This is a genomic window from Herbaspirillum sp. meg3, from assembly GCF_002257565.1.
Lineage (GTDB): Bacteria > Pseudomonadota > Gammaproteobacteria > Burkholderiales > Burkholderiaceae_D > Herbaspirillum.
Genome location: NZ_CP022736.1, coordinates 789,503 through 810,479, shown reverse-complemented (window position 1 = coordinate 810,479; position 20,977 = coordinate 789,503). Strand labels below are relative to the sequence as shown.

The window sequence follows — 20,977 nt, the reverse complement described above, 5'->3', positions numbered from 1 at the left end:
CGGACTTTGCAAACGACGATCCGGCTGTTGCCGGTTGCTACAGACCAACCACGCCCGGCAGGCCGGACAAGTCGGAGATTTCGGTATAGCCGTAATACGGAGTGGACGGTTCATGACCGCGGGCAACGAATACTTTGTTCTTGATCCCCATGTCGGAGGCCGGCATCAGGTCATAGCGCAGACTGGAAGACACGTGCAGCACGTCTTCCGGATTGCAGTTCAGGTTATCGAGCATATATTCGAAGGCGCGCAGGCGCGGTTTGTATGCTTGCGCCTGCTGGGCGGTAAAGACCTTGTGGAAAGGCGCACCGAGCTGTTCGACGTTGTGCATGATCTGGCTGTCATCGGCATTGGAGAAAATCACCAGCGGGATTTCCTTTGCCACCTTGGCCAGCGCGGCCGGCACATCGGGATGCGGTCCCCAGGTCGGTACGGCCTTGTAGAAGGTACTCATCTCTTCGTCGGTGGTCTTGACTCCCCAGCGCTCGCAGGTGCGCCGGATGGCGTTCTTGCACACCTGCTCGTAAGGCTTCCACTGATCCAGCACTTCATCCAGGCGGTAAGCCGCAAACTGGCGCAGGAAGAATGGCATGTCGACCTCGGAAACGCGATTGGCGTAGAGCATCTTGGCCGTTTCCGACATCTGGAAACGGGTCAGCGTGCCATAGCAATCGAAGGTGATGAATTTGGGCTTGAAAGTGCTCATTGAAAATCGTCCTATCAGAAAAGTGTTCGCGTCACCGGAATGGTCCTGCGAATGACATGGTGCTAATTCTCTTGCTTGCGGGTTCAATGCATGGGAAGGATTACAACATATCGAAACTTGCCATTTACTCCTTTTTGACCGGGTCACGAAACAGAAATATTTGTTTTCGACGGCGCAATCAGCATAGCTTGCCGAGCAGTGCAGCAATGCGAGCCGGGCGCGCCCCTTTGGGGCATATTCACCATGACGGTGCGATTCGAACCCGCCTGCGCGCAAAGTGTTCTGCTGCATTTCTTCCTCCCGACGAACGCACTGACCAATAAAAAATCTGGCATGGCATTTGCGAATGGAATATGAAATGCACGCCACACATAAAAGAAAAGAAAGAAGCGCGCCTGCCTGCCTCATGCTATGCCGAAGCCGCCCAATTTTGTGCCGAGAACGGGGTGCAGATCGCCATAAGATTGCGAATTCGCGCTACCGAAAACAAACGCTGCGCGGCGCCAAAGAGGCATCATCGTCAGAACTCATTTCATCAATAGGCGTGAGCTAGCAACCGGCCATGCTGCGTCATGGCCTCGTGAACAGGTATATAAGGAAGCGTTCAATGCAAGCTGCAAGGACACTGCCGGCCGGCCCGGCAGGCCAGACCACACTGCGCGCCATGCGCGAGACCGACCTGCAGGCCTGCCACGGCCTGAGTCAGCATCTGAAATGGCCACACCGCCTGGCCGACTGGCAATTTCACCATGCGGTCAGTCGTGGCTGGGTAGTGGCGCTGACGCGCACCGGCGCCTCCCCTGAGACATCGGGCAGCGGCATGCTGTGTCATTGCGGCCCCAAGCACGCCACACTGGGCCTGGTCATCATCAGCGACGCCCTGCAAGGCCAAGGCCTGGGGCGTGCCATGATGCAGCAACTGCTGGCCGACGCCGGTAGGCGCAGCGTGCTCCTCAACGCCACGGCAGCCGGCCGGCCGCTCTATGAAAAGCTCGGCTTCCAGGTCATCGATACGCTGAGCCAACACCAGAGCGCCACGGCGCAAGTGCCGCACACGGCGTTGCCGCCGGGCAGCCGCATCCGCCCGCTCCAAGCCGACGAAACTCCGGCCTTGCTGGCATTGGATCGTCACGCCAGCGGCATGGATCGCAGCGCCGTGCTGACGGCTCTGCTCAAGTTCGCCGAGGTAGCGGTGCTGGAACAGGATGGTCGCGTCAAAGGTGTGGCGATGCTGCGCGCGTTCGGGCGCGGCCACGTAATCGGGCCGGTGATCGCGGCCGACCTTGAGGATGCGAAAACGCTGATCAGTCACTGGGTCAACGCCCGCCCTGGCGCCTTCCTGCGCATCGATGTACCGGGCAAGAGCGGCTTGAAACCATGGCTAGAGGAAATCGGCCTCACCGGCGTGGACGACGTGGTGACAATGTGCCGTGGCAGCGCGCCTCAGGGCGATGCGCAATGGCGAATCTATTCCATCATCAACCAAGCGTTGGGCTGACGCCCGCGCAAACGACATCATGACTTTTCTCTACAAGGCCGACCTGGAACGCGGCGCCGAATGGGGCCGGCTATTCGCCCAGAAGGCACCGGAGCAGCCCTTCCACCTGTGGCCGTATGACGGCGATCCCGCCAGCGTGCGCTATCTGGCTGCATGGACGCCGCCCGAAGACATCGCCCAGCGCTTCCCCAACCTGGAGATCCTGTTTTCGGTGGGAGCTGGCATCGACCAGTTCGATATGTCCTGCCTGCCGCCGGAGCTGCCGGTGGTGCGCATGACCGAGCCAGGCATCGCCGCCGGCATGGTGCAATATGTAACCCACGCGGTGCTGGGCCTGCACCGTGACAGTCGCCACTATGCACGCCAGCAACAGCAGCAGATATGGCAGGCGCGCCGCGTGCGCCCGGCCAGCGCCTGCCGGGTCGGCGTACTGGGCCTGGGCATGCTGGGGCGGGCTGTGCTGCAGCAATTGCATGGTCTGGGCTTTCCCTGCGCCGGCTGGAGCCGCTCGCCGCATCAGATCGACGGCGTCGAGTGCCATAGTGGTTGCGATGGCCTGGATCATTTCCTGGCGCGCACCGATGTGCTGATCTGCCTGCTGCCGCTCACCGATGACACGCGCGGCATCCTGTGCCGCGAATTGTTCGCGCAATTGCCCCGTGGCGCGGCACTGATCAATGTGGGACGCGGTGGCCACCTGGTCGAGGACGATCTGCTGGCAGCCCTGCAGGACGGCCAACTGAGCGCCGCCGTGCTGGACGTCTGCGATACCGAGCCGTTACCACCCGGCCACCCGTTTTGGGGCCATCCCGACATCGTCATCACACCGCATATCGCCAGCATGACCCAGCCCGACGGCGCGGTCGATGCGGTGCTGGAAAATCTGCGGCGCCATCGTACCGGCATGCCGCTTGTGGGACTGATCGACCGACGGCGAGGCTACTGACACGGTACAAAGAGGCCTGCGGACAAACATTCTGCCGATTCCCTGTTTGACAACGGTACATCATGCCGCTGCACCATCGCAGTTTGCGTCACAGGCACAACGGAGTGAGCTTATGCTGGATCCCATGATGCATTGCGTCGATGCCCCCTCAGCATGCCGGTGACGGCGCTCCTGGTTTCATTAACCCACTTTATCGAGCTACTCTCACCATGAAGTTGGAATCCTACTGGACCGATTCGGCACCCGTATATGTCTCCCCGGCACGTGCATTGCCGGCCCAGGTCGATGTGGTCATCGTCGGGGGGGGCTTTACGGGCCTGTCGGCCGCATTGGCCCTGGCCAAGCGCGGCGCCAGCGTGGTCGTGCTGGAAGCCGGCCCGCACGTGGCTTTCGAAGCCTCCGGGCGTAACGGCGGCCACGTCAACAACGGCCTGGCGGTGGACTATGCCGAAGTCGCGGCCAAGGTCGGCGTGGAGCGCGCCCGCGCTTGGTATCACGCTTATGATGACGCCGTCGACACGGTAGCGCGGCTGGTCGATGAGGAACAGATCGCCTGCGACTTCCGTCGCCACGGCAAACTCAAACTGGCCACCCGGCCGGGCCAGATGGAGGCCTTGCAGCGTAGCGCCGAGCGACTCATCGCCGACCGCGTGGATCTCGACGTCGCCGTCCTGGATGCGGCGCAGGTACACGCCGAGGTGCAGAGCGAGCGTTTCCATGGCGGCCTGCTCTACAAACGCAGCGCGCAGATGCACATGGGCCGCTTCGCCCACGGTCTGGCGCTGGCTGCCGAGAAGCATGGCGCGGTCATCCATACCGGCACCGAAGTGCACCGGCTGGAGCGCATCGGCGGCACCCGCGCGCATCGCGTCCATACGGCACGAGGCACGATTCTGGCCAAGCAGGTGCTGCTTGCCACCGGCGCCAGCCGGCATGGCGCCTATGGTACGTTCGGCTGGCTGCGTCGTCGCATCGTGCCCATCGGCAGCTTCATCGTCGCCACTGAACCGCTGGATGCCGAGCGCGCCACCGCACTGCTTGCGCAGCAGCGCACCTACACTACAGTGGCCAATATCCACCATTACTTCCGTATGACGACCGACCATCGTCTGATCTTCGGCGGACGGGCCCGCTTCGCCATTTCCAGCCCGCAATCCGATGCCGCCAGTGGCGAGATTCTGCGCGCGGGCCTGATGCAGACCTTCCCGCAGCTGGGCAAGGTGCGCCTGGACTACTGCTGGGGTGGTCTGGTCGACATGACACGCGACCGCCTGCCGCAAGCCGGCGAACGCGACGGTCTGTATTACTCGATGGGTTATAGCGGACACGGCACCCAGATGTCGGTGCACATGGGCCAATGCATGGCCGCGGTGATGGCCGGTGACACCAGCGCCAATCCCTGGCGCGAACGCGACTGGCCGGCCATCCCCGGTCACCTCGGGCCGCCATGGTTCCTGCCCCTGATCGGCATGTACTACCAGCTCAAAGACAAGCTGGCCTGAGTATATTTTTTCAGTTAATTGAATTCGAGACGCTGCCATGAAAAACAGTTTTTCCATCGCATTAATCGCCGGCGACGGCATCGGTAAGGAAGTCATGCCGGAGGGCCTGAGAGTCGTACAGGCCGCCGCGAAGCGCTTCGATATCCAGCTGGAATTGAAGGTAGTCGACTGGGCCAGCTGCGACTATTACGCCACCCATGGCCAGATGATGCCGGATGACTGGAAGGATCAGCTCGCCGGCTGCGACGCCATTTACTTCGGTGCGGTAGGCTGGCCAGCCACGGTGCCTGACCATGTCTCGCTCTGGGGCTCGCTGTTGAAGTTCCGCCGCGAATTCGACCAGTACATCAACCTGCGCCCGGTGCGCCTGTTCGAAGGCGTGCCTTGCCCGCTGGCTAATCGCAAGCCGGGCGACATCGACTACTACGTGGTGCGCGAAAATACCGAAGGCGAATACACCTCGCTGGGCGGCACCATGTACGCCGGCACAGAGCGCGAAATCGTGATCCAGGAATCGGTGTTCTCCCGCTTCGGCACCGACCGGGTATTGAAATATGCATTCGAGCTGGCCAACAGCCGCCCGCGCAAACACCTGACGGTGGCCACCAAGTCCAACGGCATCGCCATCAGTATGCCGTGGTGGGATGGCCGCGCCGATGCCGTGTCCGCCGGCTATCCTGAAGTGACGATGGACAAGCAGCATATCGACATCCTGTCGGCGCGCTTCGTGCTGCAGCCGACGCGTTTCGATGTGGTGGTCGCCTCCAATCTGTTCGGCGACATCCTGTCCGACCTGGGGCCGGCCACCACCGGCACCATCGGTTTGGCGCCCTCGGCCAACCTCAACCCGGATCGCCGCTTCCCGTCCCTGTTCGAGCCGGTGCACGGATCGGCGCCTGACATCTATGGCAAGAACATCGCCAATCCCATCGCCATGATCTGGTCCGGTGCTCTCATGCTGGACTTCCTTACGGCAGGCCAGGGCGCCGGCCGCGCCGCCCATGACGCCATTGTCGCTGCGATCGAAGACGTTCTCAGGAGCGGCCCGCTCACGCCGGATCTCGGCGGCGACGCGTCGACCACCGAACTGGGTGAAGCTATTGCCCGCCATGTCGCCAAAGGCGCAAACCACCTCTCACTTTGACATTTACCTTTGCCATGACCATCCTGGAACTGCAACATCCCCATCTGATGCCCGGCGCGCAACTGATCGGCGCCGCATGGACTGAAGCCAGCGATCGCCGCCGCCTGGAAGTCAGCGATCCTGCCACTGACCAGGTGTTTGCCACGGTACCCGACGGCAACGCTGCCGACGCGCGTGCCGCCGTTGATGCGGCTGCTGCCGCCTTCCCGTCCTGGCGCGCCACGCCGGCCAAGCAGCGCGCCGGCATTCTCAAGCGCTGGAACGACCTGCTCATCGCGCACCAGGATGACCTGGGGCGGCTGATCTCGCGCGAACAAGGCAAGCCGCTGGCCGAGGGCAAGGGCGAAGTCGCCTATGCCGCCAGCTATGTCGAATGGTTTGCCGAGGAAGCCACGCGCGCCAACGGCGACATCATCCCGGCCCCGGTCACCGGTCGCCGGATGATGGCGCTGAAGGAACCGGTCGGTGTGGTGGCCGCTATCACCCCGTGGAATTTCCCGGCGGCGATGATCGCACGCAAGATCGCGCCGGCGCTGGCCGCCGGCTGCACCGTAGTGTGCAAGCCGGCCGAAGACACCCCGTTGACCTCGCTGGCGCTGGTGCGCCTGGCGCAGGAGGCGGGTGTGCCCGCGGGCGTCATCAACATCGTCACCGCCTCGCGTGAACGCACGCCGGAGGTGGTCGATGTCTGGCTGTCGGACAGCCGCGTGCGCAAGATCAGCTTCACCGGCTCGACCGCCGTGGGCAAGCATCTGGCGCGCCACTCCGCCGACACGCTCAAGAAGCTGTCGCTGGAACTCGGCGGTAATGCGCCCTTCATCGTCTTCGACGACGCCGATCTGGACGCCGCCATCGAGGGCGTGATGGCGGCCAAGTTCCGCAATGGCGGCCAGACCTGCGTCAGTCCCAATCGCATCTATGCGCAAGCCGGCGTGCATGACGCCTTCGTCGCCAAGCTGGGGGCGCGCGTGGCGGCCCTGAAAGTCGGCCCGGCCACCGATGCATCCTCGCAGATTGGTCCGATGATCAATGCGCGCGCCATTGCCAAGATTGAACGGCATGTGCGCGATGCAGTCGAGCGCGGTGCGAAGCTCATCACCGGCGGCAAGCGTCTGCAGGGCGAGGGCTATGCCAGCGACAATTACTATGCGCCCACCGTGCTGTCCAATGTCGGCCCGGACATGCTGTGCAGCGGCGAGGAAACCTTCGGACCGGTAGCACCGGTGACTCGCTTCACCACCGAAGAAGAAGTGATCGCGGCGGCAAATGCCACACCGTTCGGACTGGCCGCGTACTTTTATTCAACCGATATGCGCCGCGTCCACCGCGTCACCGATGCGCTGGAAAGCGGCATCGTCGGCGTCAACGAAGGCGCACTGGCGGCGGAGGCCGCTCCCTTCGGCGGCGTCAAGGAATCGGGCTATGGCCGCGAAGGTTCGGTGCATGGCCTGGACGATTATCTGCACACCAAGTACGTCTGCCAGGGCCAGCTCTGACGCAGTCCGACATCACACGGAAAGAACCGAACAGGAGCCATCATGCCAGCGCCGTCGCCCTCATCATCATCCGCACCAACGCCGATGCCGGCGCTGATGCTCAGGCCCATGGAACAGGATGACCTGGGAGCCTGCCACCGGCTCTCGCTGCAGTTCAAGTGGCCGCACCGGCTGGAAGACTGGAACTTCCTGTTGCAGATGGGCCAGGGTTATCTGTTGGAAAATCAGGAGCCGGATGCCCCGCTGCGGGCGGTCGGTTCTGTCGTCTGCACCTGCTTCGGCCAGGCCCACGCGGTGATCGGCATGCTGCTGGTGCAGGCCGAATTGCAGCGGCGCGGCCTGGGACGACGGCTCATGCAACATGTCGCCGAGCAAGTCAACGGCCGCAGCCTGATGGTCAATGCCACTGCGGCGGGCATGCCCTTGTACAAGCAATTGGGCTTTGTGCAGGAAGATGTTCTGCATCAGTTCCAGGGGGCCTCGGCGCAACCGGTGCTGGTATCGTTGCCGCCCGGCGAGCGCGTGCGACCGATGGGCAAAAGCGATGTGCCGACCCTGCTGGCGCTGGATGCGCAAGCTACAGGCATGGATCGCAGCAAGATGCTGGTAGCGCTGCTGGAGATGTCCGATGCGGTAGCGCTGGATCGCGATGGCGAGATGCTGGGCTTTGCGCTGGTGAGACGCTTCGGCCATGGCCGCGTGATCGGTCCGGTGGTTGCGCCCGACGCCGAGCGCGCCAAGGGATTGATCGCACATTGGATCAATACCTATTCGGATTCCTTCATCCGTATCGATGTCTTCGCCTCCTCCGGATTGCCGGACTGGTTCGACAAGCTGGGAATGACCTGCGTAGACCGTGTCACCCGCATGCGCAAGGGACCTCCGCCACAAAAGCATCCTGGCATGCAGCTGTTTTCTATCGTCAACCAGGCGCTGGGCTGAGAGGTGTATACGAGCCCCCGCTGCGGGCGCCGCAGAAAATGCTATAGCCGCCCGCAAATCACATCAAGATGCTTTTTGGAACCCGCATCTTGCGCAGATGCCGCGATCAACAAGGCATAGCATTGAACCCATGCCGGTTGTCCCGCCCCGTACGGACGACCTTGTTCAACGCCATCGTCAGCGAGTCCGCCTCTATGCAAACATCAACCCTGGCTGCCCTTGACCGCAGCCACCTGATCCATCCCGTCGCCAGCTTCCGCGAACACGAAGAGCTCGGCCCCATCATTCTCAAGTCCGGTCGCGGCGCCTACCTGACCGACCATCAGGACAAGGAGTTGCTGGACGCCTTCTCAGGCCTGTGGTGCGTCAACATCGGCTACGGCCAGGAAAGCGTGATCCGCGCCGCGACCGAGCAGATGCAGCGCCTGCCCTATGCCACCGGCTATTTCCACTTCGCCTCCGAACCGGCCATCCTGCTGGCCAAGAAGCTGGTGGACATCAGCCCGGCCTCGCTCAAGCATGTCTATTTCACCCTGGGCGGCTCGGATGCGGTCGATGCCGCCATCCGCTACATCACGCACTACTACAACTCCATCGGCAAGCCGGCCAAGAAACATTTCATCTCCCTTCAACGCGGCTACCACGGTTCCTCGTCGGTAGGCGCCGGCCTGACGGCGCTGCCCAACTTCCATTTCAACTTCGACCTGCCGCTGCCGACCCAGCATTACATTGCCTCGCCCTATCCCTATCGCAGCGAACTGCCGGACGATGCCTCCATCATCGCCGCCTCCGTGCAGGCGCTGCGCAACAAAGTGGCCGAGCTGGGTGCGGACAAGGTGGCGGCCTTCTTCTGCGAACCGGTCCAAGGCTCGGGCGGCGTGATCGTGCCGCCCAAGGGCTGGTTGAAGGCCATGCAGCTGGCCTGCAACGAGCTCGACATTCTGTTCGTGGTCGACGAAGTCATCACCGGTTTCGGCCGCACCGGCCCCATGTTCGCCTGTCTGGATGAAGACGTGCAGCCGGATCTGATGACCATGGCCAAGGGGCTGACGGCCGGCTATGCGCCCATGGGCGCCGTGATGATGTCGGATCGCATCTATCGGGGCATCGCCGATGGGGCGCCGCTGACCACCGTGGTCGGCCATGGTCAGACGTATTCCGCCCACCCGGTCAGCGCCGCCGTCGCGCTAGAGGTGCTGCGCCTGTATGAAGAAGGTGGCTTGCTGGAAAACGGCCGAAGGATGGAACCGCATTTCGCCGGTGGGCTGCGCGCCCTGCTTTCCCATCCGCTGGTGGGTGACGCCCGCAGCCGCGGCCTTCTGGGCGCGCTTGAATTGGTGGCCGACAAGGACAGCAAGGCGCGTTTCGCCCCCGGGCTGAAACTGCACGACAGGATCTTCCAGGCGGCTTACAAACACGGTCTGGTGTTCCGCGCCTTTGGCGACAACATCCTCGGCTTCGCGCCGGCCCTGTGCTTTACTCAGGCCGACTTCGAACTGATGTTCGCGCGCCTGAAGGCCCTGCTCGATGAAGTGCTGGAACAACCCGAAGTACGCCAGGCCATCAAGTAAGGCTGTTTGCGCATGTAAAGCGGACCGGCCGGACGTGGCAACAATGGCCGGAGAGTATAAAATGCTCTGCAACATCAGGCCTGCCAGCTTCGGGATGAGCCTGGCAGGCCGGATGAGTTGAATAACTCGAGACAACATGATGACTAACGGCGCGTTAAAACTGGACCGGATCGACCTGCGGATCTTGTGTCACCTGCAACAAAATAGCCGCATTACCAACGTAATTTTGGCCGATGCCGTAGGCCTGTCGCCCAGCCCTTGTCTGATCCGCGTAAAGCGCCTGGAAAAGGCAGGCTACATCAGCGGCTATGGCGCCTATATCAAGCTGGAAAAGCTAGCCGATGTGCAGATCGTCTTTACCGAGGTAACCCTGTCGGATCACCGACGCGAAGACTTCGCCAAGTTCGAGGCCTACCTTCGCAACGTCGACGAGATCATCGAATGCCATCTGGTCAGCGGCGGCTACGACTACCTGCTCAAGTTCATGACGCGCAGCGTGGTGCATTACCAGAGCGTAATTGAATCACTGCTCGAGCAGAACTTGCGTATCGAAAAGTATTTCAGCTACATCGTCATCAAGTCGCCGTTCATCAAGCATCACTATCCGCTTGAGAAGTTTATTCAGACCTAAGCTTTTTCCAAGATCATGGCTTGGACAACGCGAGGCCTTGCGTAAAGCGGGTGTTTTCCAAATGACGATTCGTTGCTGCGAGAAGTTGCTTCAGGTTCTTGTTCTGCCTATTTGGCCACCTGTATCAGCCCTGACGGGCTATGGATCAGGGCTCCCTTCTCGAACGCATATCGCAATCAATCCAACCTGACCCGGCGACCGTAGATATGGCTGCCTTGTCCAAAGCACATCACTTCCCGATCATTGGCTCTCGTCAAAAGCTGTGATGGATATCCCGCAAGATAGCATTGCCGTTCTCCTTGATAAAGTCGGGTTCGCACCGTTACTTTATCGCTCGGCGCTTACCGGGAGGAGGACGGCCGGATGATTATCAATTCTGCGAGCAAAGGAACACAGTATCTTCAGTCATGAGGCTTGATACTGCCCGACACAACGATTCGAGCTGATATCAGCCTTCATTTACGCTTGCAGTCGCTTAACTCCATACTCACTTCAATTTGAAAACGGTGACAAGTTGCTTAAGATTCCTGGCCTGGTCTTCCAGCGAATGTGCAGCGGCGGCGGCTTCTTCGACCAGCGCGGCATTCTGTTGGGTCACGCCATCCATCTGCGCAATCGCCTGATTGACTTCCTTGATGCCGGCAGCTTGTTCCTGACTGGCTGAGTTGATCTCTCTGACAAGGGTGTTGGCGCTCTGCACACTTCCCACCACTTTGTTCATGGTCGCCCCGGCCTGTTCCACCAGCCTGCTGCCGGAGGCAACTTTGTCTACCGACTCATTGATGAGTATCTTGATTTCCTTTGCAGCAGAGGCGGAACGCTGAGCCAAGCCGCGAACTTCGGATGCCACGACAGCAAATCCTCTGCCCTGCTCCCCCGCCCGGGCAGCTTCTACCGCTGCATTGAGTGCGAGGATATTGGTCTGGAACGCAATGCTGTCGATGACGCTGATAATGTCGACAATCTTGCGAGAAGAGTCGTTGATTGTATTCATCGTTTGAATCAACTGGGACATGACATCGCCGCCTTCGTTAACAACATCGGCGGCAGACGCGACAAGTTGCTGCGCCTTGCTGGAATTTTCGGCGTTCTTGCCGACGCTTGCCGTCAGTTGTTCGATGGATGCGGCTGTTTCTTCAAGCGCACCGGCCTGTTCTTCCGTGCGTGAAGAAAGATCGAGGTTTCCCGAAGCAATCTCGCCCGAGGCGATGGCGATACTGTCAGCGCCGTTGCGCACGTTTGAAACAATCACGTGCAGTTGTTCGCTCATCCTCTGCAACGACATGACAAGTTCACCGACTTCGTCCTTGCGAGTGACCTTCGCCTCCGAAGTCAGGTCGCCGGAAGAAACTTGCTTGGAAATTTTCAATGCCATATCGATCGGGCGAGTAATACTCTTGGTCAGCATGATGGCGAAGAAGATGCCGGCAAGGAGAATGACGCCTTCCAGAATGAGGATCAGTTTCTGACTGTTTTCAGCCGTATTTTCAACATGTTGTGCGATTGTGTCTATCCTGCCGCGCTCGAAGTCGAGCAGCTTGCGCATTGCATCTTGAGTCCCTTTTGCGACCGGAAGATATTCAGACTCGAAAATACCTGATATCTCATCGGTCTTGCCTTCCTTCTTCAGCTTGTAAATACTGTCCCTGACGATCAGGAACTTCTTGCGGTAGTCATTGATGTTCTTGAAAAGCTGGCGTTCTTCTTCCGTCGAAAGTAGTTTCTCTACTTGTGCCAAGGTTTCAGCTGAGGCCTTACTGGACTGGGCTGCTTCCTTTGATAAAAAAGCATCCAACTCCGGATCCTTGCTTTTTACCACTGACGTCGTACGTTGAATGGCGTTGAGCAACAGCGTGTTCCATTCGGAAACCAGCCGTTCCGAACGCAACGGCTCGTCCATCATGGAACGCGTCTCTTCCGTCACGGCTTTCAGTCGCAAAACGCCGATGCCCGCCACCAGAATCGAAAAGACCAACACGACTGCAAAACCGCCCCCTAAGCGCGGACCAATTTTTATATTTTTCAACATGAGGTATACCGTCATCAAGACCGTTGCATGCAGCGATCTATTGTTCTATGAAATATTCGGCATGCTTCCCCCGCATACCACGGAAAATACGGTGATCATCCGTCTGACACAAACCATTGCGATAGAGTGCATCCTATCTTCACGGTGGATTTTAGAAGTGTCAGCGCATGCTCACCATATCAATATTGCGAAGGGATATTTGCCGTAACGGCAAAGCACCTGCGGACTTTTTTAATTCAGCGAAGACGAGTGCAACTCAATGCGTCTGCCTTGACGCCGAATGTTGCAATATGCGCTGGCACAGGCAAGCCCCGAGCCAATGCCGCATAAGCTTCGCCGGCGGCGGGAGCGGACTGGATACCGTACCCGCCTTGCCCTGCCGCCCAGAAAAAACCTGGCAGCCGGTCATCGAACCCACCGACAAAACTGCCATCCTCGACGAAAGAACGCAAGCCTGCCCAGACGTGCGAGGGCCTGCGGATAGACAGCGTGGTGGCGGTCTGAATGTGGTCGATGGCGATGGCTATATCCAGCTCTTCCGCCTGTACATCGTGCGGCTCGACCGGATCGGCATTGGCTGGAGAGCCCAGTAACAAACCGGCGTCAGGCTTGATATAGAACGATTCGTCGACGCTCATGAACATTGGCCACGCATCGCTACGGTATGCAGCGTCTACAGCGAAGGTAAATGCCGAGCGGCGTTTGGGTACTAACCCGATCGGCATGGCGCCGGCCATTTTCCCGATGACGTCGGCCCATGCACCGGCAGCGTTGACCACCACTGGCGCATAGAACTTTCCTTGCGATGTTGACATCTGCCAACGGCCTTCTCCGTATGCAAGCCCCTGCACATCGGCGTCGCACACGATACGTGCGCCAGAGTTCCGCGCGCCGCGCAGGAAGCCTTGGTGCAAACTATGAACGTCGATGTCCGATGCATCTGCTTCATATACGGCGCCGCCGATCTCTTCGCGACGTAAGACCGGAACGAGCAGGCATGCCTCATCGGCGCTCAGCCGCTGCACCTTGTCTGATACGGAACGCACCAGCGCTTCATGGGCATCGAGTTGTGCCAGTTGATCCGGCCGCGCGATAAACATTGCACCGCGTGGCGTCAGCAGCGGATGTTCAGAAAATCCCACTGGAGGGTGGTCGAAAAATGCACGACTGGCGCAAGTCAACGCCCGTACTTGCGGTGGACCGTAACTTTCCATATAGGCCGCAGCGGAACGCCCGGTGCTGTGATACCCGGGCTGAGATTCCCGTTCCAGCAGGATCACACTGCCGTGCGGCGCCAGCCAGTACGCAATCGAGGCACCGGCAATGCCGGCACCGACGATCAGAAAATCTACTGATGTCTCGGCAGCAGAAGACGATGAATGGTGATTTAACATAGCAATATCCTCTTGGCGCAACCTTGCTTCGTCTTCAGACAGCGGGGGCGACAGCCATGTCCGGTTGCCCGTGCACATCCTGTGGCGGATGGGTCACGATGGATTTCAAATCAACTTTGCTACGTCGGAGCTGCTGCAAGTTCGGTCGCGGCCGACGTAGTTCTTCGGTGCTATTGAATAAAGACTCCAGTGCAGCTGCACATCCAAGTAGATGACGATCAGCCCGAAAGGCTCCCGTCACCTGCAGTCCGAATGGCATCCGCATGTGATCCAGGCCGCACGGCAGAGAGATCGAGGGATTGGTCGCCAGCGTCACGACGTAGGTCAACGCCAGCCAGCGATAATAATTTTCCAGCGCTATGCCATTGATCTGTTTCAGATACAGTTCGCTCCAGGGAAAAGGCGACACGGGCGTGGTCGGCGACAAGATCAGGTCAAACTTGGTGAACAGCGTTTGAAAGCGCCGGAAAATGCGCGTTTGTTCGCCTTGTGCCCACGCGCTGTCGGCCAGCGTCATGGCAGCTCCCAATTCATAGTTGGCGCGCGTGTTGGGTCCTAGTGACGACGGATCACGGCGATAGGCGGCTTCAAACCCCGCAAAAAAACTCTCTGCGCGAATCACGTCGAAGCAGCGATGGGCTTCGCCCATCTCCACGCTAATCTCTTCACATACTTTCACGTGAGGGCTGATGGCGGCGATTTTGTTGCGAAAGACTTGGCGGATGTCGTTGTCAACTTCGCAGATGCCGAAGTCGTCGGTGTAGCCGATGCGTAGTTGTGACAGATCAACATTCGGCAAGGTCGCAAAGGGATCCTCTCCCAGCGGGTAACTCAGGGGGTCTGTAATATCCATGCCGGCGCTTGCACGCAGTTGCAAGACGGTGTCTGCCACGTCGCGTCCCATTGGGCCGACGACCGAGATCGGCGTCCAGCCCAGCAGTTTTCGCTCACTCGGCACCAGCCCTGGCGAGGGCCGAAAACCTACCACACCGCATTTGGCCGCCGGAATACGCAACGACCCGCCGGTATCGGAACCGCTGCAAAGTGGCAGCAGGTCGCTAGCCAGCGCCGCTGCCGAGCCCCCCGAAGAACCACCGGCATTGAGAAGCGGATTAAATGGATTGCCGGTCGCTCCCCAGACTGTATTTCGACTGTTGGCGCCTGCGCCCATTTCGGGCACGTTAGTCTTGCCGGTGACGATGGCGCCCGCACGGCGCAATCGGGCCACCAACACGTTGTCGCGCGTAGGTACATTGTTGCGGTATATGGCCGAGCCGTAGGTGGTCAGCAAGCCTTCGGTTTCTTCCAGATCCTTGATGCCGATCGGCAAGCCGTGCAGCAGCCCCAATGGCCTGCCTTCCATGACGGCCTGCTCTGCATGGCGAGCTTCACGCCGGGCGCGCTCGAAGCAGGTTGCCGTGACGGCGTTGATACGAGGATTGAGATCTTCGATACGGGCGATGCAGGCGTCCAATAATTCGACGGGCGAAAGCTGCTTCGCACCAATCAGTGCACGCAGGCGGACTGCACTTTCTTCTACGATGTTTGGATCCGGCATAAAGGTCCTTGAGATGACTGACAGGCTCACGCGTGCTGTGCGTAGGCAGAGGATTTCATCGTGCGGATGAAGAGACTGACAAGTACCGAGAAACATGCTGCGGCAATCAGAAAGCTGAACGCGTAGTCATAGTTACTGAAGGCACTGACCAGGAAACCGATCACTAACGGAGAAATAAAGCCCGCTGACTGGCCACCCAGATTGACCATTCCGATGCTGGTGCCGATGAGGTTCGCAGGCAACATCTTGGTCGGCAGCGCAATGCAAGTTGCCAGCACGAAGGACTTAAAGAAGTACGCCATGCACTGATAGGTGATCAGCGCGGCGATACTGTTAGAGGTATACATGCAATAGACGAAGATCGCCGTCAGTATTGAGCTACCGATCAACAGATAGCGTTCGCGTCCATCGAAAAACCGTATCATCACCCAACCGCCAATGGCCGTGGCAATGCCGGCAAGCACATAGGGCAAGGGCAGTAGCAAGCCAACCGACTTCAGGTTCAGGCCGCGCTGTGTCATCAGGTACGTCGGCATCCAGGAGTCCAATCCCTTGTTGACGATGCTCAGGCCGAACCAGACCGCCACGATCTGCCACATCAGAGGCATTTTCAATAAGGTGCGAAAAGTCTCTTTATTGATCGCCTTCTTTTCCATTTCTTCAATAGCACTGCCCTTAACTGTTCTGATCGGTTTCACCAAAAACCAATACAGCAGCGCAAACACCAGGCCGGCGATGCCGATGTAATGAAACACATTGCGCCAGCCGAATTGGATGATCATCGGCGCGATGATCAGCGGCGCCAGCATGCTGCCTACGTAGTTGGATGACATCAGCAGCGATGACATCTTGGGACGCTCTTCCTTATTGAAGGTTTCTGCCACGCCCTTAACGCTGGCAGCCGGAAACGCGCCTTCGCCAAGACCGAAAACGAAGCGGATGACGACCAAGCTGGAGATCGACCATGCCAGGCCGGTGAAGGCGGTAAATACCGACCACATCAGAATCGAGATGACGATCACCGGCCGCGATCCGAAACGGTCCGCAAGCCAGCCGCCGGGCAATTGCAAGAGAGAATAGCCAAGAAAGAAACTGCTCAGCAAAATTCCCAGATCGGAAGGCTTGAGCTGAAATTCGCTGGCAATATAAGTCGCCGCAAATGTGATTGCGGCTCGGTCGATATATGACACGCACCAGCCCAGGTAAAGCAGCGACAGCACTACATATTTGTATGCTCCTGTTCCTGTTGCTACCTTCATGCTCAGCTTCCTTCCGGGTGGAATTGACTTTATGGCGTCTATAACTTCGTTGCATAGAAGATCGCAAGAGTATTGCCATGCCTTGTGTAATCGATCCTACGGCCAGTGTTGGTTTGCCACAAGAATAAAGTTTCGAATAACTGATTGCCGATTCGGCAAACCGCTCCTAAAATGTGCTTCATGACAAATACTCGTGTCCTGCAAGAAACGGCTGTGCGTTACTTCCTTGAAGTAGTTCGACGCGGTTCCATCACTGAAGCGGCGTTAACGCTGAATGTGGCTTCTTCTGCCATCAGTCGTCAAATTTCCCGGCTCGAAGATGAGCTGGATACACCGTTGTTCGAACGGATATCGCGCGGCATGAAGCCGAACGCTGCCGGGGAATTGCTAGCCGCCCACGCGTTGCGGGCGCAACTGGAAACAGAGCGTATTGGCAATGAGTTGCTAGCCCTGAAGGGCTTGCGCCGCGGCGAAGTGAAACTGGCCAGTACGGAAGGATTCGCCTTGGACTTCCTGCCGACAGCGATTGAGCACTTCCGCAAACAGCATAGCGGCATCCGTTTCGAGCTATCCGTCGGGGCCGCTGGCGACGTGGCGCAGGCAATCCGCGAGGGCTCGGTCGATATCGGCCTGACTTTTACTATGGCGCCCGACCGGGATATCCGAGTGGAATATGCTCAACGCGCGCCTATTCTGGCAGTGATGCATCCACATCATCCTTTAGCTGGACGCAAGCAAGTGGTGCTATCAGAACTGGCTGGTTATCCGCTCGCGCTTCCCAAAAAGAACATCACCATGCGGCGCCTGATTGACGCCTGCTGCAGTCGCCAGAACTTGCTGCTGGAAGCCGCACTGAGCAGTGACTCTATCAACGCCTTGCTGGGATTCGTCCGCGCAGGCGATGGAGTGACCTTTGCGGTGGGACTATCGATCAGCAAAATGGTCCAGAATGGCCAACTCGTCGCACTGCCGATCCGAGACCGCGACATGAATACGCTTCAAATGGAAATCCAGTCCCTGTCGGGACGCACCTTGCCACAAGCAGCCCGCGTCTTTCTCAATACATTGATTGCGTGCGCGAGCACCGACAGTACTTTCTAAGAAGAGCAGATTGATGCAGCCCGGAACAGAAATCGTCGCCCGTGGTACTGCACAGATCGCGGTTGAATGGACCGGCAATGGTCGACCGATCGTTTTCCTGCATGCTAACGTCGCAGATCGTCGAATGTGGCGTCATCAGTTTGACACGCTCTCCGACAGCTATCGTGTCTTCGCTTTTGACCGGCGCGGGTTCGGTGAGACCAGCATGGTTGACAAGCCCTATAGCCAGACCGAGGATTTATTTGCGGTGCTGGATCAACTGGCTGAGAGCGAAGAAGCGGCTATTCTGGTTGGCTGCTCACGCGGTTTCAGCAATTGACGATAGGCAGACATGCCGGTTCTCCGCGATCAATCAGGCTGCTTGCGACATTGACGTAGCCGCCCTGGCGGCACGATGCGATACGATATGTCCGGACAGGTATTCCGCATCGCGAGCGATGCCGGAGAAACGGCCCGATCCCCAGGTGTATTGCCATGGCAGACCAAGGAAGTACAAGCCGGGAGCTGCGGTAACACCCCGATCATGGCCCGGATAGCCGCGACCGTCGAAAATCGCTTCATTGATCCAGCTGAAATCCGTACGGAAACCGACGCACCAAACCACTGCGACAACATTGTTCTTTTGCAGATCGAGGTGCTCCGGAATATCGGCCGGTGGCTGCCACACCGGCACATAGCGTGCTTCGCCCGGAGCGTCGATATTGTTAGCGGCGATGAACTTGTCGATACTGTCCTTGATGCTCTCGGAGACTGCATCGGCACCGTCCAGATAGCCGGCCAGCCCCGCGCCAAACGATGCCACGCCGTCGTCCAGTCCTTCGAAGCGGCCGTACAGCTGCATGCCCTCCAGCGCAAATTTGCGCAGGTCGATGTCGCGTCCACCATCGCGTCCGGTGACGTAGTGATTGGTCTTTTCACGCACACCGGTGCCGAGTGGATGCTTATCGACCGGCAGGTCGTAGTACCTCATCTTGTCGAGCCATTCAACGACGTCCTTGCCGCGATACGTGCGTGCCACACGCGGTGCATCGCCAACGCACAGGTGTACACGGCGGCCCGCCAGATGCAGGTCTTCCGCAATCTGACAGCCTGACTGTCCGGTGCCGACCACCAGCACTTCACCGTCGGGCAGGGATTCGGGATTGAGGTATTCGCTGGAATGAATCTGCAAGATATGCGGCGCCAGCTTCTCCGCTACACGCGGCACGATAGGCAGGTGATAGCCGCCGACGGCAACCACCACTTGCTCCGCGGTATAGACGCCTTTGCTGGTTTGCACGACATAGACGCCGTCGCTGTTGCGATGCAGGCCGGTTACCGCCACGCCTTCCTCGACCGGCGGCTCGAAACTGGCTGCGAACTGATCGATGTAGCTGACGATTTCATCTTTCTTCATGAAGCCGTAAGGATCGTCGCCGTTGTAAGGAAACCCCGGCAGCGTGCATTGCCAGTTCGGCGTCACAAGGCAAAAGGTATCCCAGCGCTCGCTGCGCCAGGCGTGGCCGATGCGGTTCTTTTCCAGTACCAGATGATCAATGCCTTCTTGTTTGAGGTAGTAGCTAATCGACAGTCCGGCCTGGCCGCCGCCGATGACGAGTACGGAATAGTGATTACCGGCGGCGTTGTTCGCTGCGAGGTTCATGGCGTTTCCTTTTCTTTCTGTAAATTGATAAGCAGTCGGTCCGAAGTCAAACGTCAGGAGCGGAATTGCTCGACGGTCACAGTCGCATCGGCGATCTCTTCGAAGCGCTTGGCGGTTTCCTGGATGCGCTGCAACTGATCCATCGCGGAAGAACAGGCATAGCCGAATTTCTGTCGGACGCGTTCGCTTCCGATGTTGAGCGCGGTGGCGCTGCGTTGAACGAAGTCCGTTAGCGGATAACTTTGTCCCACTTCAAGAAATTCCTTGACGACCAGCGACGGTGAATAACAGTCCGTCACGCTGTTGTCGGGCCAGCGGACGCTGAAGTGCATTTCAGGCATAGGAAATCTCCTTTGATTGCGCCAGACAGGCGCGGTAGATGGAAAGATGGCGTTGTGCGGATTGCATCCACGAGAATTGTTGACTGATGTCGGCACCGGCGTCGCGCAATTTTGGGTTGATAGCCGGATCGCAGGCGTAAGCCATGCCGGCGGCAATCGAGGCCGGGTCTTCCGGCTCGACCCAGGCGCAGCTGCCGCCCTTGAGGTATTCAGTAAAGGGGGCGATGCGCGAGACCACCACCGGCACGCCGCAAGCCATGGCTTCCAGCACCACCAGTCCGAAACCTTCCTTGAGAGAAGGAAACAGCAGCGCGTCGGCGCAACGAAACAGCGACGGCATGTCCGCGTCGGCGACCTGCCCGAGGATCACCACGGCTTCGCCGAGGCCGGGACTGATCTGGTGATCGCGCAGCAATGCGTTGAACGCCTGCTGATAGTCGCGATGATCAAGCAGGCTGGTGCCGCCCGCAATCACCAGTTGCGCCCGCGGATGCGTGCGACGAAAGCGCAAGAAAGCCTGCAGGATGCCGCATGTATTTTTGCGCGGTTCCACGCCGCCTACCGCCAGAAAAACCGGCGAGCCGGTCAGCCCAAGCTCCTGCGCCAGCGTTGCATCGCGCGCTGCAGCCTGCGGTTGATAGCGCTGCAGATCGACGCCATTGCCGACCACTTCAGCGGTGATGCCGTGCTCGTTGCGCAATTTGTCTTTCCACAGTTTGCTAACGCACAGCAACTGGGCGGCCTGACGGAATCCCCGCTCCTGCCATGCATGCAGTTGCGGATCGTCGAACTGATCGAGATGATGCACCGTGCGCACGAAACCGTTGATGATGCCCCGCTCGGTCAAGGTTGCAAGCGCGTTGGCGCTGATGGAATCCTGTGCATGATAAAGATCGTATTGTGGTACGCCGGGCTGAGAAAAATAGTCGATATAGTCTTCGATGCGTCCGTGCACCATGGCGACCGTATCGACGGATGCCGTGCCTGTTCGCACGACGGCGCCCGGCACGGAGACAAACTCGCAACGCGGCGCGCGGAACAAGCCCTTTTGCTGAGGATCGGGAGCAAAGAGGGTGACGGCGTGGCCCGCATCCTGCAGACTCTCACTCAGTTGCAGCGCATGCACCACGCCACCGCGTGGATTGACAGAATGCGTGAGCATGGCGATGTTCAACAATGGCAAAGTCGCATCGAAGGAAGAAATAGCGTCGCGCATG

At 59.2% G+C, this 20,977-nt stretch carries 18 protein-coding genes; 10 read left to right on the top strand and 8 right to left on the bottom strand.

The features are described 5' to 3' along the window. Nucleotides 1–37 precede the first annotated feature (37 nt). On the bottom strand, nt 38–706 hold the full coding sequence (locus tag hmeg3_RS03760) for a haloacid dehalogenase type II (protein WP_094562544.1): 669 nt from the start codon (nt 704–706) through the stop codon (nt 38–40). Between the two features lie 607 nt (nt 707–1,313). On the opposite strand from hmeg3_RS03760, the gene hmeg3_RS03755 reads away from it, so the two are divergent. The 8 genes from hmeg3_RS03755 (at nt 1,314) to hmeg3_RS03720 (ending at nt 10,436) form a co-directional block, all read left to right on the top strand. Further along, a complete protein-coding gene (locus hmeg3_RS03755) occupies nt 1,314–2,204 on the top strand; it encodes a GNAT family N-acetyltransferase (protein WP_094562543.1) in 891 nt (296 codons plus the stop codon). A gap of 19 nt (nt 2,205–2,223) precedes the next feature. Continuing rightward, entirely contained in the window at nt 2,224–3,150 is a 927-nt protein-coding gene (locus hmeg3_RS03750) for a glyoxylate/hydroxypyruvate reductase A (RefSeq protein ID WP_094562542.1), read from the top strand. A 209-nt stretch (nt 3,151–3,359) separates the two neighbouring features. Continuing rightward, entirely contained in the window at nt 3,360–4,652 is a 1,293-nt protein-coding gene (locus hmeg3_RS03745; protein WP_094562541.1) for an FAD-binding oxidoreductase, read from the top strand. A gap of 37 nt (nt 4,653–4,689) precedes the next feature. Next, nucleotides 4,690–5,796, top strand: a complete 1,107-nt coding sequence (locus tag hmeg3_RS03740) for a tartrate dehydrogenase (RefSeq protein ID WP_094562540.1) — start codon at nt 4,690–4,692, stop codon at nt 5,794–5,796. A 14-nt stretch (nt 5,797–5,810) separates the two neighbouring features. Further along, nucleotides 5,811–7,292, top strand: coding sequence for an NAD-dependent succinate-semialdehyde dehydrogenase (locus tag hmeg3_RS03735; protein WP_094562539.1), 1,482 nt, complete (start codon nt 5,811–5,813; stop codon nt 7,290–7,292). A 42-nt stretch (nt 7,293–7,334) separates the two neighbouring features. Then, nucleotides 7,335–8,234: a GNAT family N-acetyltransferase gene (locus hmeg3_RS03730; protein ID WP_094562538.1), complete on the top strand. Its 900-nt coding sequence runs from the start codon at nt 7,335–7,337 to the stop codon at nt 8,232–8,234. Between the two features lie 194 nt (nt 8,235–8,428). Further along, nucleotides 8,429–9,805, top strand: coding sequence for an aspartate aminotransferase family protein (locus hmeg3_RS03725; protein WP_094566118.1), 1,377 nt, complete (start codon nt 8,429–8,431; stop codon nt 9,803–9,805). A 136-nt stretch (nt 9,806–9,941) separates the two neighbouring features. Further along, on the top strand, nt 9,942–10,436 hold the full coding sequence (locus hmeg3_RS03720; protein WP_094562537.1) for an Lrp/AsnC family transcriptional regulator: 495 nt from the start codon (nt 9,942–9,944) through the stop codon (nt 10,434–10,436). A 487-nt stretch (nt 10,437–10,923) separates the two neighbouring features. On the opposite strand, the gene hmeg3_RS03715 is transcribed toward hmeg3_RS03720, so the two are convergent. From hmeg3_RS03715 to hmeg3_RS03700, 4 genes are all read right to left on the bottom strand, one after another. After that, a complete protein-coding gene (locus tag hmeg3_RS03715) occupies nt 10,924–12,465 on the bottom strand; it encodes a methyl-accepting chemotaxis protein (RefSeq protein WP_094566117.1) in 1,542 nt (513 codons plus the stop codon). A 236-nt stretch (nt 12,466–12,701) separates the two neighbouring features. Beyond that, nucleotides 12,702–13,859, bottom strand: a complete 1,158-nt coding sequence (locus hmeg3_RS03710) for an FAD-binding oxidoreductase (RefSeq protein WP_094562536.1) — start codon at nt 13,857–13,859, stop codon at nt 12,702–12,704. 34 nt (nt 13,860–13,893) lie between these two features. Continuing rightward, complete coding sequence (locus tag hmeg3_RS03705) at nt 13,894–15,417, bottom strand: amidase (protein ID WP_094562535.1); 1,524 nt, start codon at nt 15,415–15,417, stop codon at nt 13,894–13,896. 26 nt (nt 15,418–15,443) lie between these two features. Then, the gene (locus hmeg3_RS03700) at nt 15,444–16,676 is read right to left on the bottom strand and encodes an MFS transporter (protein ID WP_094562534.1); all 1,233 of its coding nucleotides are present in this window, start codon (nt 16,674–16,676) and stop codon (nt 15,444–15,446) included. 180 nt (nt 16,677–16,856) lie between these two features. Between hmeg3_RS03700 and hmeg3_RS03695 the strand changes: the two genes are divergently transcribed. Beyond that, on the top strand, nt 16,857–17,777 hold the full coding sequence (locus tag hmeg3_RS03695) for a LysR family transcriptional regulator (RefSeq protein ID WP_094566116.1): 921 nt from the start codon (nt 16,857–16,859) through the stop codon (nt 17,775–17,777). A gap of 13 nt (nt 17,778–17,790) precedes the next feature. After that, entirely contained in the window at nt 17,791–18,096 is a 306-nt protein-coding gene (locus hmeg3_RS03690; RefSeq protein WP_094562533.1) for an alpha/beta fold hydrolase, read from the top strand. A 33-nt stretch (nt 18,097–18,129) separates the two neighbouring features. Here the strand turns inward: hmeg3_RS03690 and hmeg3_RS03685 are convergent, their stop codons facing one another. Genes hmeg3_RS03685 through hmeg3_RS03675 form a run of 3 tightly spaced genes read right to left on the bottom strand, consistent with a single transcriptional unit; the run spans nt 18,130 to nt 20,976 of the window. Then, complete coding sequence (locus hmeg3_RS03685) at nt 18,130–19,419, bottom strand: MSMEG_0569 family flavin-dependent oxidoreductase (RefSeq protein ID WP_094562532.1); 1,290 nt, start codon at nt 19,417–19,419, stop codon at nt 18,130–18,132. A 53-nt stretch (nt 19,420–19,472) separates the two neighbouring features. After that, a complete protein-coding gene (locus hmeg3_RS03680) occupies nt 19,473–19,760 on the bottom strand; it encodes an MSMEG_0570 family nitrogen starvation response protein (protein ID WP_094562531.1) in 288 nt (95 codons plus the stop codon). After that, on the bottom strand, nt 19,753–20,976 hold the full coding sequence (locus tag hmeg3_RS03675) for an MSMEG_0565 family glycosyltransferase (protein WP_198361782.1): 1,224 nt from the start codon (nt 20,974–20,976) through the stop codon (nt 19,753–19,755). Before hmeg3_RS03675 ends, hmeg3_RS03680 begins: the two co-directional genes overlap by 8 nt. Nucleotide 20,977: the final 1 nt, after the last annotated feature.

What these genes read in the sequence shown, in the direction of transcription:
- hmeg3_RS03690 (WP_094562533.1), top strand. Translation starts at nt 17,791, where the DNA reads ATGCAGCCCGGAACAGAAATCGTCGCCCGTGGTACTGCACAGATCGCG.
- hmeg3_RS03675 (WP_198361782.1), bottom strand. Translation starts at nt 20,976, where the DNA reads ATGCGCGACGCTATTTCTTCCTTCGATGCGACTTTGCCATTGTTGAAC.
- hmeg3_RS03750 (WP_094562542.1), top strand. Translation starts at nt 2,224, where the DNA reads ATGACTTTTCTCTACAAGGCCGACCTGGAACGCGGCGCCGAATGGGGC.
- hmeg3_RS03740 (WP_094562540.1), top strand. Translation starts at nt 4,690, where the DNA reads ATGAAAAACAGTTTTTCCATCGCATTAATCGCCGGCGACGGCATCGGT.
- hmeg3_RS03745 (WP_094562541.1), top strand. Translation starts at nt 3,360, where the DNA reads ATGAAGTTGGAATCCTACTGGACCGATTCGGCACCCGTATATGTCTCC.
- hmeg3_RS03760 (WP_094562544.1), bottom strand. Translation starts at nt 706, where the DNA reads ATGAGCACTTTCAAGCCCAAATTCATCACCTTCGATTGCTATGGCACG.
- hmeg3_RS03710 (WP_094562536.1), bottom strand. Translation starts at nt 13,859, where the DNA reads ATGTTAAATCACCATTCATCGTCTTCTGCTGCCGAGACATCAGTAGAT.
- hmeg3_RS03685 (WP_094562532.1), bottom strand. Translation starts at nt 19,419, where the DNA reads ATGAACCTCGCAGCGAACAACGCCGCCGGTAATCACTATTCCGTACTC.
- hmeg3_RS03735 (WP_094562539.1), top strand. Translation starts at nt 5,811, where the DNA reads ATGACCATCCTGGAACTGCAACATCCCCATCTGATGCCCGGCGCGCAA.
- hmeg3_RS03725 (WP_094566118.1), top strand. Translation starts at nt 8,429, where the DNA reads ATGCAAACATCAACCCTGGCTGCCCTTGACCGCAGCCACCTGATCCAT.
- hmeg3_RS03695 (WP_094566116.1), top strand. Translation starts at nt 16,857, where the DNA reads ATGACAAATACTCGTGTCCTGCAAGAAACGGCTGTGCGTTACTTCCTT.
- hmeg3_RS03700 (WP_094562534.1), bottom strand. Translation starts at nt 16,676, where the DNA reads ATGAAGGTAGCAACAGGAACAGGAGCATACAAATATGTAGTGCTGTCG.
- hmeg3_RS03730 (WP_094562538.1), top strand. Translation starts at nt 7,335, where the DNA reads ATGCCAGCGCCGTCGCCCTCATCATCATCCGCACCAACGCCGATGCCG.
- hmeg3_RS03755 (WP_094562543.1), top strand. Translation starts at nt 1,314, where the DNA reads ATGCAAGCTGCAAGGACACTGCCGGCCGGCCCGGCAGGCCAGACCACA.
- hmeg3_RS03715 (WP_094566117.1), bottom strand. Translation starts at nt 12,465, where the DNA reads ATGTTGAAAAATATAAAAATTGGTCCGCGCTTAGGGGGCGGTTTTGCA.
- hmeg3_RS03705 (WP_094562535.1), bottom strand. Translation starts at nt 15,417, where the DNA reads ATGCCGGATCCAAACATCGTAGAAGAAAGTGCAGTCCGCCTGCGTGCA.
- hmeg3_RS03720 (WP_094562537.1), top strand. Translation starts at nt 9,942, where the DNA reads ATGATGACTAACGGCGCGTTAAAACTGGACCGGATCGACCTGCGGATC.
- hmeg3_RS03680 (WP_094562531.1), bottom strand. Translation starts at nt 19,760, where the DNA reads ATGCCTGAAATGCACTTCAGCGTCCGCTGGCCCGACAACAGCGTGACG.